Source organism: Sphingobium sp. D43FB (genome assembly GCF_002312805.1).
Lineage (GTDB): Bacteria > Pseudomonadota > Alphaproteobacteria > Sphingomonadales > Sphingomonadaceae > Sphingobium.
In genome coordinates this window covers 39,786-56,025 of the sequence record NZ_NMUA01000028.1, presented here as the reverse complement: position 1 = coordinate 56,025, position 16,240 = coordinate 39,786, and the positions used below count along the sequence as shown (strand labels likewise).

The 16,240-nt window shown below is 63.6% G+C and carries 13 protein-coding genes; 10 read left to right on the top strand and 3 right to left on the bottom strand.

The window, feature by feature from the left end:
* Window positions 1-171 precede the first annotated feature (171 nt).
* A complete protein-coding gene (locus SxD43FB_RS19010; protein WP_096063534.1) occupies window positions 172-1,194 on the bottom strand; it encodes an SPOR domain-containing protein in 1,023 nt (340 codons plus the stop codon).
* Between the two features lie 201 nt (window positions 1,195-1,395).
* Here SxD43FB_RS19010 and SxD43FB_RS19005 point away from each other — a divergent pair, with 201 nt between their 5' ends.
* The 4 genes from SxD43FB_RS19005 to SxD43FB_RS18990 all read left to right on the top strand — a co-directional run bounded on the left by SxD43FB_RS19005 (window position 1,396) and on the right by SxD43FB_RS18990 (window position 5,383).
* Window positions 1,396-2,115, top strand: coding sequence for a ParA family protein (locus SxD43FB_RS19005; RefSeq protein WP_096063526.1), 720 nt, complete (start codon window positions 1,396-1,398; stop codon window positions 2,113-2,115).
* Between the two features lie 14 nt (window positions 2,116-2,129).
* Complete coding sequence (locus SxD43FB_RS19000; protein ID WP_096063525.1) at window positions 2,130-2,651, top strand: hypothetical protein; 522 nt, start codon at window positions 2,130-2,132, stop codon at window positions 2,649-2,651.
* Window positions 2,652-2,666: 15 nt separating this feature from the next.
* Window positions 2,667-4,004, top strand: a complete 1,338-nt coding sequence (locus SxD43FB_RS18995; RefSeq protein WP_096063524.1) for a tetratricopeptide repeat protein — start codon at window positions 2,667-2,669, stop codon at window positions 4,002-4,004.
* Window positions 4,005-4,192: 188 nt separating this feature from the next.
* Entirely contained in the window at window positions 4,193-5,383 is a 1,191-nt protein-coding gene (locus SxD43FB_RS18990) for an NADP-dependent oxidoreductase (RefSeq protein WP_255245807.1), read from the top strand.
* A gap of 148 nt (window positions 5,384-5,531) precedes the next feature.
* Here SxD43FB_RS18990 and SxD43FB_RS18985 read toward each other — a convergent pair whose 3' ends face one another.
* Window positions 5,532-6,710, bottom strand: coding sequence for an SRPBCC family protein (locus tag SxD43FB_RS18985; RefSeq protein WP_096063523.1), 1,179 nt, complete (start codon window positions 6,708-6,710; stop codon window positions 5,532-5,534).
* Between the two features lie 196 nt (window positions 6,711-6,906).
* Between SxD43FB_RS18985 and SxD43FB_RS18980 the strand changes: the two genes are divergently transcribed.
* Together SxD43FB_RS18980 and SxD43FB_RS18975 are read left to right on the top strand one after the other, a co-directional pair.
* Window positions 6,907-7,671, top strand: coding sequence for an SDR family NAD(P)-dependent oxidoreductase (locus SxD43FB_RS18980; RefSeq protein WP_096063532.1), 765 nt, complete (start codon window positions 6,907-6,909; stop codon window positions 7,669-7,671).
* A gap of 90 nt (window positions 7,672-7,761) precedes the next feature.
* The gene (locus SxD43FB_RS18975; protein ID WP_096063522.1) at window positions 7,762-9,180 is read left to right on the top strand and encodes an aromatic ring-hydroxylating dioxygenase subunit alpha; all 1,419 of its coding nucleotides are present in this window, start codon (window positions 7,762-7,764) and stop codon (window positions 9,178-9,180) included.
* Between the two features lie 137 nt (window positions 9,181-9,317).
* Here the strand turns inward: SxD43FB_RS18975 and SxD43FB_RS18970 are convergent, their stop codons facing one another.
* Window positions 9,318-11,594, bottom strand: coding sequence for a TonB-dependent receptor (locus SxD43FB_RS18970; protein ID WP_037476083.1), 2,277 nt, complete (start codon window positions 11,592-11,594; stop codon window positions 9,318-9,320).
* 212 nt (window positions 11,595-11,806) lie between these two features.
* Between SxD43FB_RS18970 and SxD43FB_RS18965 the strand changes: the two genes are divergently transcribed.
* The 4 genes from SxD43FB_RS18965 to SxD43FB_RS18950 are packed head-to-tail and all read left to right on the top strand — an operon-like array spanning window position 11,807 to window position 16,239.
* Window positions 11,807-12,877, top strand: coding sequence for a phosphotransferase (locus SxD43FB_RS18965; protein WP_255245806.1), 1,071 nt, complete (start codon window positions 11,807-11,809; stop codon window positions 12,875-12,877).
* Window positions 12,877-13,404: a VOC family protein gene (locus tag SxD43FB_RS18960; protein ID WP_096063520.1), complete on the top strand. Its 528-nt coding sequence runs from the start codon at window positions 12,877-12,879 to the stop codon at window positions 13,402-13,404. Before SxD43FB_RS18965 ends, SxD43FB_RS18960 begins: the two co-directional genes overlap by 1 nt.
* Before the next feature lie 18 nt (window positions 13,405-13,422).
* Window positions 13,423-14,586, top strand: a complete 1,164-nt coding sequence (locus SxD43FB_RS18955) for an acyl-CoA dehydrogenase family protein (protein ID WP_096063519.1) — start codon at window positions 13,423-13,425, stop codon at window positions 14,584-14,586.
* A gap of 24 nt (window positions 14,587-14,610) precedes the next feature.
* On the top strand, window positions 14,611-16,239 hold the full coding sequence (locus tag SxD43FB_RS18950) for a GMC family oxidoreductase N-terminal domain-containing protein (RefSeq protein WP_096063518.1): 1,629 nt from the start codon (window positions 14,611-14,613) through the stop codon (window positions 16,237-16,239).
* Window position 16,240: the final 1 nt, after the last annotated feature.

The window sequence follows — 16,240 nt, the reverse complement described above, 5'->3', positions numbered from 1 at the left end:
CGCGCGCGGATCATCAACTTCCCCAAAATATGCGGAAAAATCATCCATCGGTCGCCTCCAACTATGGAGACCACCCAAGAATCCCATTCGATCAATCGTTCAAGCCCATATGCGATTCCCCTGCCCTCAAGGGGGAGGAGTCTTGTGGGTCATGCTCTGCGCCGGTGAATATTACATCTTCTTGGGCATGCAGTCCGCACCGGCGGCCTTGATCTTCGCGCACAGGCGCGCGGCGTCGCTGCTGCTGGCGATGGGGCCGGCCTGCAGGCGGGTGACGGTGCCGGCCTTGACCAGATAGGGCTGATAGGCGGACAGGCCGCTGACCTTGCCGGTCATCTGGTTCCACAGCGCGCGGGCGCGGCCATCTTCGCTGAACGCGCCCAATTGGACGCGCCAGCCGCCCGACGCGGCGGGGTCGGGGATGGCGGGTGCCGGGCGCGGCGCGGGTTTGGCGACCGCAACCTGCGGCGCAGGCTTGGGCGCAGGCCGGGGCGCTGGCGGCGTGGCAACCGGGGCAGGCTGATTGATGGTCGAGGGCGGCAATTCCGTCGTCCGCACCGCCGAGGTGGCGGACCGTACCGGCGCGGGCTTGGCCGGGGCAGGACTCGCAGCGGCGAGCGCACCCGTCTTTTCCGATTTCTCCAGGCTGGCGGCCAGGGCGAGGCCTTGCTTGCGCTGATCTTCGGGGATGAACTTGTCCATCTCGGTCAGGCTGGTCGCCGCCTGCGGCAGGCCCGATGCCGACGCGCGGGTCATCAGCGCATAGGCGCGCACCCAATCCTTGCCGATCAGGTCGCCGTTGAACAGGGTCGTGCCGACGATATATTGCGCGCGCGGTTCGCCGCGCATCGACGCGCGCTGGAGAAAGGGCATGGCGTTCGCGCGATCGCCCTGCTGGAACATCAGCAGGCCCAGATTATCCTCGGCGCGCAAATGGCCCTGGGCACTGGCCTTGCGATACCAGTCGAGCGCGGCCGTCAGGTCGGGCTGGACGCCGCGACCCAGCTTATAGGCCTGGCCCATGTTGAACTGCGCATCGGGATCGCCCGCGAGCGCCAGCGGCCGCCACTCAGCGATCGCCTTGGCATAGTCGCCCTGCTGCCAAGCGTCGACGCCTGCCTTGACGTCGGCCATCGCTGGCGCGGCCAAGCCGATCAGGCATCCCAGCGCCATGCTCTTCCAAAGATACGTCATAGTCCCATGCTCCCGCGCGAACAGCTTTGCGCTGGTGATGCGCAAACAAGGTTAAATTCACGTTAGCATAAGAGACGCAGGATCGGGTGGGACTTGGCTGGACCAGTCCTCGCCCCAAGCAAAGAAGCGCGTGGGTTAACCAATTTTTAGGTGCAGTTGTGGCAGTCCCGACCGGAACTGGATTTTCTGGGGGGATATTCGTTGCGGATTTTGGCATTGGCGTCGCAGAAAGGCGGATCGGGCAAGACCACCTTGTCGGGTCATCTGGCCGTGCAGGCGCAGATGGCAGGCGCCGGTCCCGTCGTGCTGATCGACATCGATCCGCAAGGCTCGCTCGCCGACTGGTGGAATGAGCGCGAGGCGGAATATCCAGCCTTTGCCCAGACCACGGTTGCGCGGCTGGCCGCCGACCTGGAGACATTGCGCCAACAGGGTTTCAAACTGGCCGTCATCGACACGCCGCCCGCCATTACCATGGCGATCCAGAGCGTGATCTCCGTCGCCGAACTGATCGTGGTGCCGACGCGGCCCAGCCCGCATGACCTGCGTGCCGTGGGCGCGACCGTCGATCTGTGCGAACGGGCGGGCAAGCCGCTGCTCTTCGTTGTCAATGCCGCGACGCCCAGGGCGCGCATCACATCCGAAGCCGCCGTCGCCCTGTCGCAACATGGCACGGTCGCGCCGGTGACATTGCATCACCGCACCGATTTCGCCGCGTCGATGATCGATGGACGCACGGTGATGGAGGTCGACCCCAAGGGGCGCTCCGCCGCCGAAGTGGTCCAGCTCTGGTCCTATGTGTCGGATCGACTGGAAAAGAATTTTCGCCGCACGGTCTTTTCCGTGCCCCAGGGCAGCGTCGGCACCGTCGCGGCTCGCCCGACCGGCGGGGGCTTCGGCCGCCGCGTGATCGGCCAGTAAGGGAGGCAGGCGTCATGGCCGAACCCAAACCGCTCGCATCGCTGACGTCGGGCCTGCTCGCGCGCAAGGGTGCCGCGCAACCCGCGATGCGCCGCCCGATGATGGGCTTTGGCCGCACCGTCGGCAATGCGGTGCCGCAGGATGATCTGGGCTGGAACGACATGGGCTTCGATGTGGAGCCGGTGCCGAGCCCGGTCGAGGAACCGCCGGTCGCGATCGGCCTGACGCCGATGACGGCGCCCGTGGCTGTGCCGCCGGTCGTGCTGGCGCGCGAGGAACTGGCCGAACGGATCAAGGCCGCACCTGCGCCACGCAAGAAGGCCGCGTCCGCGCCGACACCGGCACCGGGCCGCAAGGCCGCCTTCACGTTGCGGCTGGAGGCTGAACGCCATTTGAAACTGCGCCTTGCCTGCGCCGTCACAGGACGGTCGGCGCAACAGATTGTTACGCAGGCGCTCGATGACTTCATCGACACGTTGCCGGAAATCGACCGGCTGACTCAGCAGCTGCCGCAGATGCGCGGCGACAAGGCATAGAAGGTGGGTAGGCATATGAAGCGCACGACATTCGGCAAGGCGGCGATCGCATCGCTGCTCGTCGCCACGACGATGGTGGGCTGTACCGGGGCGGCCTTCCGTCCCTCGGCATCGGTCGGTTTGCCCAAGGGTGATCCCGCCAAGCAGGCGGCCATTGCGGAAAAGGCGCTGGCATCACGCGACGCGACCAAGGCGGTTGCCGCCGCCGAAGCCGCCGTGCAGCTCGCCCCTGACAATGCCACCTATCGCCAGCTATTGGGCCGCGCCTATGTGCAGGCGGGGCGCTTTGCCTCGGCGGAAGCGGCACTGAGCGATGCGATGACGCTGGGCAATGGCGACGTCGGCACGATCGTCAGCCTGGCGCTGGTGCAGGTGGCGCAGGGTCGGTCGGACGCCGCGCGCAACCTGTTGGTGACGAACGCCTCTACGGTTCCGGCCGGTGACTATGGCTTGGCCATGGCGATGGCTGGCGACCCGCAGGAAGGCGTGCGGATATTGTCGCAAGCCATCCATGATCCATCCGCTACAGCGCGGACGCGCCAGAACCTGGCCTATGCCTATGCGTTGGCCGGGCGCTGGAAGGATGCGCGGATGGTCGCGGGCATGGACATGGAGCCATTGGCCGCGAACAAGCGCATTTCCGACTGGGCGCAGATTGCGGAGCCTTCGCTGGCGCCGATGCGCGTCGCGGCGCTGATGGGCGTGACGATCGATTCTAATGATAGGGGACAGCCGGTGGCGCTGGCATTGTCGGCACCATCCGCCGTTGCTGCGCCAGTGGAGATGGCGCAGGCCGATCCGATGCCGGTCGTCGAGACGCAGGCCCCGGTGCAGATCGCAGAGGCTGCGCCCGCGCCCGTAGTCGAGGCGGCACCGGTCATCAAGGCCAGCCCCAAGCCTGTACGGGTCGCTGTCCGCGACTTCATCATCGAGGATCGGTCGGGCAAGCGGATCGCGCCCAAGTCCCGCGCCAAGGCGCAGCCCGCCGCCACTCCTGCCGCGCGGATGCAGCAGGTTGCCTTCATCAAGCCGGTCGCCAATGGCGCGAGCAATTGGGTGGTCCAGCTGGGTGCCTATGACAGTGCGGGCATCGCCAAGGAAAAATGGATGCAGATGGCGGGCGGCAACATGATGTTGTCGGCATTCCCCGTGCTGACCAGCCAGGCGACCGTCAAGGGCAAGACCTTCCACCGCCTGGCGATCAGCGGCTTTGCCAGCCGCGCCGACGCCCTGAGCGCCTGCCGCATCGTGCAGGCGCGCCGCGGCCAATGTTTCGTGCGCGAAGCCGCACCGGGCGCAACGCCGCAACGCTGGGCCGTCGCCAGCAAAGGCCGTCAATACGCTTCGCGCTGATCTCCCCCTCTCCCATAGCGCGACTTCCTGGAGCGCGCGGAGCCACCCGGCTTCGCGCGCTTTCTTTTTGAACATGGCGTTTGTAGTTTCTGCATGATGCTGTGCGGAGCCTACCAAGATCCTCCCCTGTAAGGGGAGGGGGACCGCCCGCGTAGCGGGTGGTGGAGGGGTGTCACCCTATCGAGAGCGTGACACCCCTCCGTCTGGCCTGCGGCCAGCCACCTCCCCTTACAGGGGAGGATTTTGCCGACGGGCAGCTGTGCATTTCGCCAGTGTCGCGTGGCGGTGGGGCAGGGCATAGCCGGGTCAAAGACGCGCCCAACGCGCGCCCAAGCTGGAGAACCGCCTTGCTCAACCGCCAGATCGTCCTTGCCTCGCGCCCGCATGGCGTGCCCGTGCCGGAGAATTTTCGCCTTGTCGAAGGGCAGGTGCGCGCATTGGAAGAGGGCGAAATCCTGATCCAGAACGAGGTGTTCGCTATCGATCCGGCCGTGCGCGGGATGCTGGACGATCGCGACGACAGCTATCTGCCCGCAACGCCGATCGGCGGGATCATCCCGACCATGGTGCTGGGCCGGGTGATCCAGTCGCGCAATCCGGGCTTCAAGGAAGGCGATTATGGCCGGGGCTTTGTCGGGTGGGAGGAATATTCGATCCTGAACCCCGGCAATTTCGCGATCGAAAATGTCCATGTCGACCCTAGCGTGCCGCTGACCGCCTATATGGGCGCGCTCGGCTGGTCGGGCATCACCGCCTATGTCGGGTTGAAGCGGATCGGCGAGATGCAGGCGGGCGACACCGTCGTCATGAGCGCGGCGGCGGGCGCGGTCGGCAGCGTGGGGTGCCAGGTCGCCAAGCTGTCGGGCTGCCGGTCGGTCGGCATCGTCGGATCGAAGGACAAGGCGGAACTGGTGACGGGGACCTTCGGCATCGACGCGGCGATCGACTATCGCGCCGAGCCGGACCTGGATGCCGCGATCAAGGCGGCTTGTCCCGACGGGGCGAACGTCTATTTCGACAATGTCGGCGGGCTGATCCTCGATACGATGCTGCCCAACATGGCGGCCTTCGGGCGGATCGTGACCTGCGGCATGATGGCCAATTATAATAATCATGACGAACCCTATCCGATCCGCAACCTGTGGCAGGTGCTGGTCAACCGGGTGACGATGCGCGGGTTCCTGGCCTATGAGCATCTCGACATGCTGGAAGAGGCCGAGGCGCAATTGGGTGAATGGATCCGGTCGGGCGCGCTGATCGCGCAGGAGAATGTGACCACGGGCATCGAGAATGCGCCGAGTGCCTTCATTAACCTGATGTCGGGCGTGACCACGGGCAAGACGGTGGTGCGGTTGAATGAGGGTGTGACGACGCTGTAGGGTGGGGATACGTGGCCCGTTCGGACTTACTTCCAGTCCGTTCGGGCTGAGCTTGTCGAAGCCCTATACTCATTTTCAAGAAGAAGAGCCCTTCGACAGGCTCAGGGCGAACGGGGAGGGGATGCTGTCCTACCGCTCCCCCTCCGCCTTATAATTCCGGCGGGCTTTCGTCCGGGTCGGCGCGCTGGAGATAGTCGACATATTTGTGGAAATATTGGTTGCCGCGCTCGTTGCGGCCGAAGATGACCGATTTTACCGCGCCCGATTCCAAGCCCTTCTGCACTTGCAGGCCGACGCCATAATCCTCGTCATTCACGACGTCGCGCAGCCAGTCCATCATGCCTTCGATCGCTGCCGCGTCGGCATCGTCCTTGGGCGGCTCACGGCGGATGAACATCAGGTTGGTGATGTTGCTGCCGGGCGTGTCGCCGGGGATGAGCTGGGCGACCTGGGTGATTTCGGGCGCGAAGAAGATGGAGATATTGGGGAAGATGGTGCGGACGAAGTCATAGCCTTCATTTTCATGCTCGCCCCAACCGGCGCGCGGGATCGCGCCCAGCGCTTCCTTGATCCGCACCTGGGGATAGCCGACGCGCATATGCGGCCCGAAGGCGGTGAAGTGCATGATGTTGCTGAAGGTGCGCGGATGGATGGTGGTGGGGTGCGCGGCGGCGAAATGATAGCCCTCCAGATAGCCGTCATAGGCGATCTTCCAATTGGGGCCATAGATGCGGCGTGACCCGCAATAATGCCAATCGCCCAGGCCATAGGCATTGAGGTCATCAAGCATGCCGCCCAGATGCGCGGCGATGTCGAATTCCAGCCCCGGCGTCAGACAGATCCAGATGATCCCGCCCGCTTCGGCGACGGGCAGGGCGGTGAGGTTGCGTTCCTCCTTGCAGATGGGGCCGAATTTCTGCGGTTCGGCAACGCCGATCAGCTTGCCGTCATTGCTGTAGGTCCAGGCATGATAGGGACAGGAAAAGCGCTTGGCATTGCCATGGCCTTCGGGCTTGAGGATCATGCCGCGATGGGTGCAGACGTTCAGCATCGCCGCGACCGTGCCGTCGCTCTTGCGCGTGATGAGGACGGGTTTGCCGAGCAATTCCATCGCCTTGTAATCGCCCGGATTGGGCATTTCGGCGGTCAATGCGGCGAGCAAAGGTAGCTTCATGAAGATTTCCGCCTTCTCCCGCTCGAAATAGGCGGGGTCGGTATAGGCGGTGGCGGGCACTTCCATCGTGTCGGCGGCGCTGTGGGTGGTGCCCGTCTCGACATATTCGAGCATCTTTTCGGCTTCCTGGCCGATGACGTCATGATAGCCCATTGCAAACCCTCTCTCATGGCATAGCCGATTGGCTTTGGCGTGCAGCATAGCGCCTGCGGCGTCCTGCCGGAACTCGGTAAGGTGATAGGTAGGGCGGCCCGGCCCGGCGGGGACTCTGACTAGCGCTAGTTGCACGGTGCGCCATAATGGCCAGTCTGCGCCCCAAACAGTTCGACAAGAGGATAGCTGGCGCATGATGATCGACCTCAACGGCAAAGTGGCATTGGTGACCGGAGCGGCATCCGCCAATGGCTTGGGCTTTGCGGCCGCGCTCAAGATGGCGGGCCAGGGGGCGAGCCTGTTCCTGACCGACCTGGATGGCGCGGCGGTCGATGCGCGGGCCGAGGAATTGCGCGCGCAGGGCTTTGCCGCGCAGGCGATGGCGCAGGATGTGACCGACGAAGCCTTGTGGACCAAGGTGATCGAGGCAGTGATCGCCGCCTTCGGCAAGATCGATATATTGGTCAATAATGCCGGTATCGCCGTGTTGCGGCCGATGAGCGAGATGACGTCGGCGGACTGGCACAAGCAGATTTCGGTCAATCTCGACAGCGTGTATCTGGGCACCAAGGTCGCCGTCGACCAGATGCGGGTACAGGGGCATGGCGGGTCGATCGTCAACCTGTCTTCGATCGCGGGGCTAGTGGGCGTGCAGGGCACCGCTGCCTATGCCGCCAGCAAGGGCGGCGTGCGGCTGTTTTCCAAGTCGGTCGCGCTGGAGACGGCGCGTGACAATATCCGTGTGAACACGGTGCATCCCGGCATGATCTGGACCGACATGCAGCAGGTGGCGATCGCCGATAATAAGGAGATATTCGACCAGATCGTCGCGACCATCCCGATGGGCCGCATGGGCGAACCCGCCGACATCGGGTCGATGGTCGCCTTCCTGGCGTCGGACGATGCGCGCTACATCACCGGATGCGAATTTGTCGTCGATGGGGGGATGGTCGCGCAGTGATCGCGTCGCTATATTTGAACAAGCGACCAAGGATTCGGCGCGTCGCCTATGCGGCGCAGCCGGGCGGGCGAGAATTTAGGAGAGAGAGTGATGGCTGAAAGCGATCCCCGGATCAAAGGCGCACCGCTGCCGCGCTGCCCTGGCACGAGCGTCCGCGACCTGATGCTGGCGGACACCAATCCGGTGCCGGAATTTCTCTATACCGACGAATATGAAAATCTGGGGTCGGACCCGATCCCGGCGAGCCGCTATACCAGCGCCGAATTTTTCGAGCTGGAAAAGCAGAAGATGTGGCCGCGCACCTGGCAGTTCGCGGCGCGCGAAGAGGAATTGCCGGAGCCGGGCGATCATGTCGTCTATGAGAATGTCGGCAAATCCTTTCTGCTGATCCGGCAAGAGGATGGTTCGGTTCGGGCCTTCGCCAATGTCTGCCTGCATCGCGGGCGCAAGCTCAAGACCGGCGATGGCTGGTCGGCCGAGCTGCAATGCCCGTTTCATGGATTCACCTGGAATAATGATGGGTCGATCAAGCAGATCCCGTGCCGCTGGGACTTCTCGCACCTGAAAGACGAGGAGATGTCCCTGCCCGAAATCAGCGTCGGGCGCTGGGCTGGCTATATCTTCATTCGCGAGGCGGCGGACGGGCCGACGCTCGATGAATTTCTCGCGCCCATGCCGGAGCATTTCAAGCGTTGGCGGCAGGAGGAATGTGCGACGGCGATGTGGGTGGGCAAGGTGGTGCCCGCCAATTGGAAGGTGGTGATGGAGGCTTTCATGGAAAGCTGGCACACCGTCGTCACCCATCCGCAATTGCTGCCGTTCACCGGCGATGCCAATTCGATGTATAATATCTATGGCGACTATGTGAACCTGACGGTGACGCCGTTCGGCACCATGTCGCCGCATGTCGATCCGACCGACAAGGCGGAACAGTGGATCGTGGATGAATTCGTCAAATATAATGGCCGGTCGTCCGATAATTATGAGGATAAGGAAGCGGCGGCGGGCGGTTATAACGTCAAGGTGCCAGAGGGCGTTTCGGCGCGGGCGGCGCTGGGCGCTTCGTTGCGCGATACCACCACCGCCATGTTCGGCCATGATGTCAGCTTCGCGTCCGATGCGGAGATGATGGATGCGCTGCTCTACAACGTCTTCCCCAACTTCAGCCCCTGGGCCGGGTTCCAGCCCAATATCGTCTATCGCTGGCGGCCCTGGCACGATGTCGACCATTGCCTGATGGAAGTCCGCGTCCTGACCCGCGTTCCGCCGGGGCAGGCGCATCCCAAGGCTCCTCCGATGAAATTCCTGTCGGTCGATCAGAAATGGACCGAAGCACCCGAACTGGGTATTTTGGGCGACGTGTTCGAACAGGATATGGAAAATCTGCCGCATGTGCAGACGGGGCTGAAGGCCTCGCTGAACGATAAGGTGCAACTGGCCAATTATCAGGAAATCCAGATCCGTCAGTTCCAGAATACGATCATGAAATATATCAACGGCGATCTGTAACGCCCGATTGATCGGTTGATGGGGCGTCGGGGCTATGGCTCCGACGCCCCTTTTTTTGTGCCTGGGGGCGAGAGGCTGCCAAAAAGAAAGGCCGGGGATTGCGCCCCGGCCTTTGGCTTTTCAGACTGTTTCGGCGATCAGAATTTGACGCCCAGCGTCGCGCCATAGGTGCGCGGTTCGCGCGCCGTGCCGAAGGACCACAGGCCGCCGACGGTGAAGCCATGGGTTGGACCACGATCATTGGCGAGGTTGCGGCCGAACAGGGTCAGGCGCGCTTCGGTGCCGCCCAGTTCGAACTTGGTGGTCACGCTGGCATCCACCAGTCCCTGCTTGTCCGTCCGCACGCGCGGATCGTTGCCGTTGACGATGATCGGCCCGTTGGTCAGGTCGCCGGAGATTGGCCCCAATGAGATTTGCTGATCATAGCGGCCGATATAGCGATAGCTCAAATTCGCGATGATTTCGCCAAAGCTGGTGGGCATGGTGTAGTCGGCCGCCAACGACGCGGTCATGTTCGGATTATAGATGAGGTCGTTGCGCGAATAGTCATAGGGTACGACGGCGCCCGACACGGGCGAGATACCGCCGACGATGAAGCCCTTGAACTTGGAATCGAGCAGGCCCATCGAGCCGGTGATCGTTAGTTGTGACGTCGGCCGGGCGGTGAAGTCGAACTCCAGACCCTTGATCTTGGCCGAGCCGACGTTTGAGGTGATCGTCTCGTTTCCGGTGGCGCAGCTTGGGCAATTGAGCGTGTTGTTCTGGTGCAGATCCTTGTAGCTGGAATAGAAGGCCGCGACGTTGAACTGCAGCTTGCGGTCGAACAGGTCGAACTTGCCGCCGACTTCGAAGCTGTCGACCACTTCGGGCTGATAGGCGATGCCGGCGCTGGCGGCCGTGCCCGCGCGGGGCGAGAAGCCGCCCGACCGGTAGCCTTGCGACCAGCTACCATAAAACATGACATCGTCGTTCGGGCGGAAATCGACGCCGACCTTGGGCGTGAATTTCTTGAACGTGTCGGTGCCACGGCCGATTTCGATGCCGCCGAAACTATTGTCGAGCGACTTTTTGTCGCGGGTGAAGCGACCGCCGAAGGACAGGCGCCATTGGTCGGCAAAGGCCCAGTTGAAATCGCCGAAGACGGCGACGGACTTGGTCTTGCCGTTCACGACCTGGGGGTTGGTGTCGAAGATTTCAGGAGGGACAGTCGGGGCGAAGCCGAAGACGCGGCTATACTGGGTCAAGCGATATTCGGAGCTGAAATAGAACAGCCCTACGACATAGTCGAAACTGTCGCTGAACTTGCCAGCGGCGCGCAATTCCTGGCTCCACTGCTCATAATTCTGCAAGCGCCGGACATAATAGAGGTCGGTCGAGGAACCGTCGAAATCCTGCGTTTGGTTCTCACGCGAATCGCGCCAGCCAGTGACGGAGGTGAGTTTGACGTCGCCCGCATCATAATTCATTTCCAGCGTCGCGGCGGGCGCGGAATAGTTGGTTTCGTTGGGCAGGCCGAACACGGTGTACAGGTCGGTCGTGTTGTTGCGGTTGCATTCATTGGCCGGGATCAGGCCGCAAAAGACTTCGCCGGTCTGGGTCAGGCTGGCGACAACGGGATCGGCCTTCTGCACCTGCTTTTCGAGCGTGAAGAGGGCATCGAAACCGCTATCCTTCGGCGCGAACAGGATTGATCCGCCGAAATTCTCATTATTGCCGAAACCCCGGCGCTCGCCGGTCTGCCCCTGGCGATACCAGCCGTCGGTTTCATTATGGAAATAGAAGAGTTTGGCACCGATGCTGCCGTCACTGGACAAGGGCGCGTTGACCACGGCGCGGGTCGCAAGCGTGTTGAACTTGCCGTAGGAGACTTCCATTTTGGCACCGAACTCGCCGGTCGGGCGGGTGCGACGGATGTTGATGACGCCGCCGATCGTGTTGCGGCCGAACAATGTGCCTTGCGGGCCGCGCAGCACTTCGATCTGCTCGATGTCGAAAAAGTCGAAGAATTGCCCGGTGCTGGTGCCGATGAAGACGCCATCGACAACGACGCCGACGGTCGGTTCCTGCGATTTTTCGACGTCGGCATAGGTCAGGCCACGGATGGCGAGGTTCGCGGCGGCCGCGCCCGAATTCTGGTTGGTGATCAGCAGGTTGGGGACGCCGCCTGTCAGGTCGCCGATATTCACCGCCGCCTTGTTTTCCAGCATCGCGGCGTTGACCGCGGTGATCGCGACCGGCGTGTCCTGCAGGCTTTCTTCGCGGCGACGGGCGGTGACGATGATGGCGTTGGGGTCGATCGCCTGGGCATCGGCCTGGGGCTGGGCGGTCTGATCCTGCGCCATGGCGGGCATGGCCCATAGTAATGTGCTGCCAAGTGCCAGCATGACTGGACGGACCAAAGGCTTCCTTTGCATATACTCTCCCCTATTGTGCGTTCTTTAAGGCGCTTGACGAATGGCCTGCTTGGTGCGGCTTAGTTTCATCGTTCGGGATGCGCTATTTCCTGGGTCTTGCTAACTGCGATTTTAGAGAGGTGGGGCGCGCACCTGAAACAAAGGAGAGGGGACAAGCCTGGCCCGACGCCCCATTGCGTCGGGGAAGAGGCAGCGCAGGAGAGGATGAGGCCGTGAGCGAGGACCGGCAGGAGCGATTCGGAGGGACCGGTGCGGTGCGTGCGGGCCATGGGTTCGAGGTCGCGGCGCTCGATGCGTGGATGCAGGCCCATGTCGCTGGCTATGCCGGGCCGCTGTCGGTCGAACAGTTCAAGGGCGGCCAGTCCAACCCGACCTATCGACTGGTGACGCCGACCCGCGCCTATGTGCTGCGGCGCAAGCCACCGGGCACATTGTTGCCCGGTGCGCATGCGGTAGAGCGGGAATATCGGGTGTTGGCAGCGCTGGGGCAGGCGGGCTTTCCGGTCGCCCCGGTCCATGGCCTGTGCGAGGATGCCGGGGTCATCGGCACGCCCTTCTATGTCATGGACATGGTGGAGGGGCGCATCTTCTGGGATTCGACCCTGCCTGCGCTGACGCCGCAGGAACGGCCTGCCTATTTCGACGCGATGAACGCCGCGATCGCGCAGTTACACGGGATCGATCCTCAGGCGATCGGCCTTGGCGACTATGGCAAGCCAGGTAGCTATTTCGCGCGGCAGATCGCGCGCTGGTCGCGGCAATATCGCGAGGATGAGGCGGCGGGGCGGAACGACGATATGGACTGGCTGGCCGACTGGTTGCCGGGGCAGATTCCCGCAGGCGATGAGACGACTATCGTCCATGGCGATTTCCGCGCCGACAATATGATCTGGCATCCCACCGAGCCGCGCATCCTGGCGGTGCTGGATTGGGAGCTATCGACGCTCGGCCATCCGCTGGCGGACTTCACCTATCATCTGATGATGTATCACCTGCCGCCGCACATCATCGGCGGGTTCAAGGGTGCGGACTTGGTGGCGCTGAATATTCCGTCTCAGGCGGACTATGTCGCGGCCTATTGCGCGCGCACCGGGCGGGACGGGATCGACAATCTGCCCTTCTACCTCGCTTTCAACATGTTTCGGTTCGCGGCGATCATTCATGGCATCAAGGGGCGGATGACGCGGGGCACGGCATCCTCGCCCGAAGCGCAGTCACTGGTCGATACGCTGCCCGAACTGGCGGCGATCGGGCGGCGGACGGCGCAGGGACAAGGCCGTTGATGAACCGGCTGGCGATCCGGCAATTGGCCTATTTCGTGCCGGACGTGCGCCTTGCCGCATTGGCGCATCATCGGCTCCATGGGTCCGGCCCTTATTTCATTGCCGATCATATCCCGCTGCGGCGCTGCGTCCATCGCGGGATGGAGCGGCCGCTCGACCATAGCTCCGCCTATGGCCAGTGGGGCGATATCATGATCGAGTTCGTGCAGCAAAATGGGGAAGGGCCATCCGCCTTTCGCGACATGTTCGCGCAGCCCGGCGCGCAGGGGCTGCATCATGTGGCGCTGTTCGTCGACGATGTGGATGTAGCGATCAAGGACTTCGCGGCGGCGGGCCATGACCTCGCCTGCCGGGCGGAGATGAATGACGGTTTCGTCTTCGCCTTTGTCGATACGGTCGCGGCGCAGGGACATATGACCGAACTCTATGCGCCGGTGCCGCAGCTGACCGATTTTTACGCCATGGTGGCGCGGGCTGCGCAGGATTTCGACGGGACCGACCCGCTACGCCCGATCCAGTTCAACTGATCCAGAAGGATAGAAGCCATGTTCAGTACGCCGCGCGCGCAGGAAATAGCCGATCGGGTCGAGGCATTCGTCCGCACGGTTGTCGTGCCCTATGAAGGCGACCCGCGCTGCGGCTTTCATGGGCCGAGCGACGAGTTGGTGATGGAATTGCGCGAGAAGGCGCGGGCGGCGGGCGTGCTGACGCCCCATGTCCTGCCCGACGGATCGCACTTGACCCAGCGCGAGACGGCGACCGTGTTGATCAAGTCGGGCCTCTCGCCGCTGGGGCCGCTCGCCTGCAACACCATGGCCCCGGACGAGGGCAATATGTATCTGCTGGGCAAGGTCGGCACGGCGGAGCAGAAGGCGCATTTCCTTGCCCCCTTGCTTGACGGGCGTGGTCGTTCCGCTTTTTTCATGACCGAACCGGCGGCCGATGGCGGGGCGGGGTCGGACCCGTCGATGATGCAGACGACCTGCGTGCCCGATGGCAATCATTGGGTGATCAACGGGCGCAAGGCGTTCATCACCGGGGCGCAGGGGGCGATGGTCGGGATCGTCATGGCCAAGTCCGATGACGGCGCGTGCATGTTCCTGGTGGACCTGCCCGATCCCGCGATCCGCATCGAGCGGGTGCTGGACACGATCGACAGTTCGATGCCAGGCGGCCATGCGATCGTGACGATCGACAATCTGCGTGTGCCCGCCGACCAGATGTTGGGGCAGAGCGGCGAGGGGTTCAAATATGCGCAAATCCGCCTGTCGCCCGCGCGGCTGTCGCATTGCATGCGCTGGCTGGGCGGGTGCATCCGCGCGCAGGAGATTGCGGCGGACTATGCCTGCCGCCGGATGGCATTTGGCAAGCCGCTGGTTGATCATGAGGGCGTCGGCTTCATGCTGGCGGAAAATTGGATCGACATCCAGCAAAGCGAATTGATGATCGATTGGTGCGCCAGCGTGCTGGACGGCGGATCGCTGGGCACCGTAGAAAGCTCGATGGCGAAGGTCGCGGTGTCCGAGGCGTTGATGCGGATCGCCGACAAATGCGTGCAGGTGATGGGCGGGACGGGCGTCACCGGCGACACGATCGTCGAGCAGATCTTCCGCGAGGTCCGCGCCTTCCGCATTTATGACGGGCCGACCGAAGTCCATAAATGGAGCCTGGCCAAGAAGATCAAGCGCGACCACCGCGACAAGGCCTGAACCCACAGCGCAGAGGAGCGACGCATGGCCGACCTGCCCGAACGGTTCGACTATATCATCATCGGCGCTGGATCGACCGGCTGCGTGCTGGCCGAGCAATTGTCGGCCGATCCGCGCAATCGGGTGCTGCTGGTGGAGGCGGGCGGGCCGGATCGGTCGCCGCTGATCGCCATGCCAAAGGGGATTGCCAAGCTGGTGTCCAACCCGGCGCATATCTGGGCCTATCCGGTCGCCCAGCCGCGCCGCCCGGACGAACCGGCGCAGGAAATGTGGATCAGGGGCAAGGGGCTGGGCGGATCGTCGGCGATCAACGGCATGATCTGGAGCCGGGGCGAGCCACAGGATTATGACGATTGGGAAGCGGCGGGCGCGACCGGGTGGAATGCCCAGTCGATGGTCGCCGCCTTTCGCGCCATTGAGGATCATGGGCTGGGCGGCAGCGCGCTGCGGGGCGCAGGCGGGCCGGTGCATGTGACGCCGCGTACCTATCGCTATCCGCTGGCCGAACGGCTGATCGCGGCGGGCGAGCAGATGGGCCTGCCGCGTACCGATGACCTCAACAGCGTGGTCGGCGGGCGGGTCGGCTATTATTGCCATAATATCCGGAAAGGACGGCGCGAGAGCGGGGCCAAGGTGTTTCTGCGTCCGGCGATGAAGCGCAGCAATTTCACGGTGATGACCGACACGCTGCTGCGCCATGTGCGGCTGTCCAATGGCCGGGCGGTCGGGGTCGAACTGCTCCATGGCGAACGCGGGCCGTTCAGCGTGGATTGCGATGGCGAAGTGATCGTCTGTGCCGGGACGATCGAAAGCCCGCAGATATTGCAACGGTCGGGGATCGGCGATGGCGATGCGCTGGCCGCCAGCGGGATCGCGGTGCGGCATCATAATGCCCATGTCGGGCGGCATATGCTGGAGCATCTGTCCTACTCCATGCCGTTCCGCTTGCGGCGGAACAGTGGTATCCAGGGGCGCTATCAGGGGCTGGGGCTGCTGGCGTCGGTCGCGCGCTATTATCTGCGGCGGGACGGGCCGATGGCGACGGGGCCGTTCGAGGTGGGGGCGTTCCTGTCCACCGGGGTCACGGGACCGCGCACCGACCTGCAATTGTACCTCAGCGGCTATATGTTTGCGCTGGGCGATGCGAACGATGCCGTACCGCTCGGCAATATCGACAAGCGGCCGGGCCTCACCGTGTCGGGCAGCCTGTTGCGGCAGAGCAGCGAGGGGGAAGTGCAAGCGCGGGGCCGCGAACCGGGGGATGGCGTGGCGATCACGCCGAACTGGCTGGACAGCGAAGCGGACAAAGGTTCGGCGATTGCAGCGATCCGGCTGATGCGCGCCTATGTGGGGCAGGCGGCGCTGGCGGGCGATGTTGGCGAGGAACTGATCCCCGGCGCGGCGGTGCAGGATGACGATGCGCTGCTGGAGAGTTTCCGGTCGCTCTCGACCAGTGGATTGCATGGCGTGGGGACGTGCCGGATGGGCGCGGCGGACGAGGCGGTGGTCGATCCGGCGTTGAAGGTTCATGGGGTCGAGGGGCTGCGCGTCGCCGATTGTTCGGTGATGCCTCGTCTCATTAGCGGCAATACCAATGCGCCCGCGATGGCGCTGGGCTGGCGGGCGGCGCAGATCATCTTGGGCAAGGCGTGAC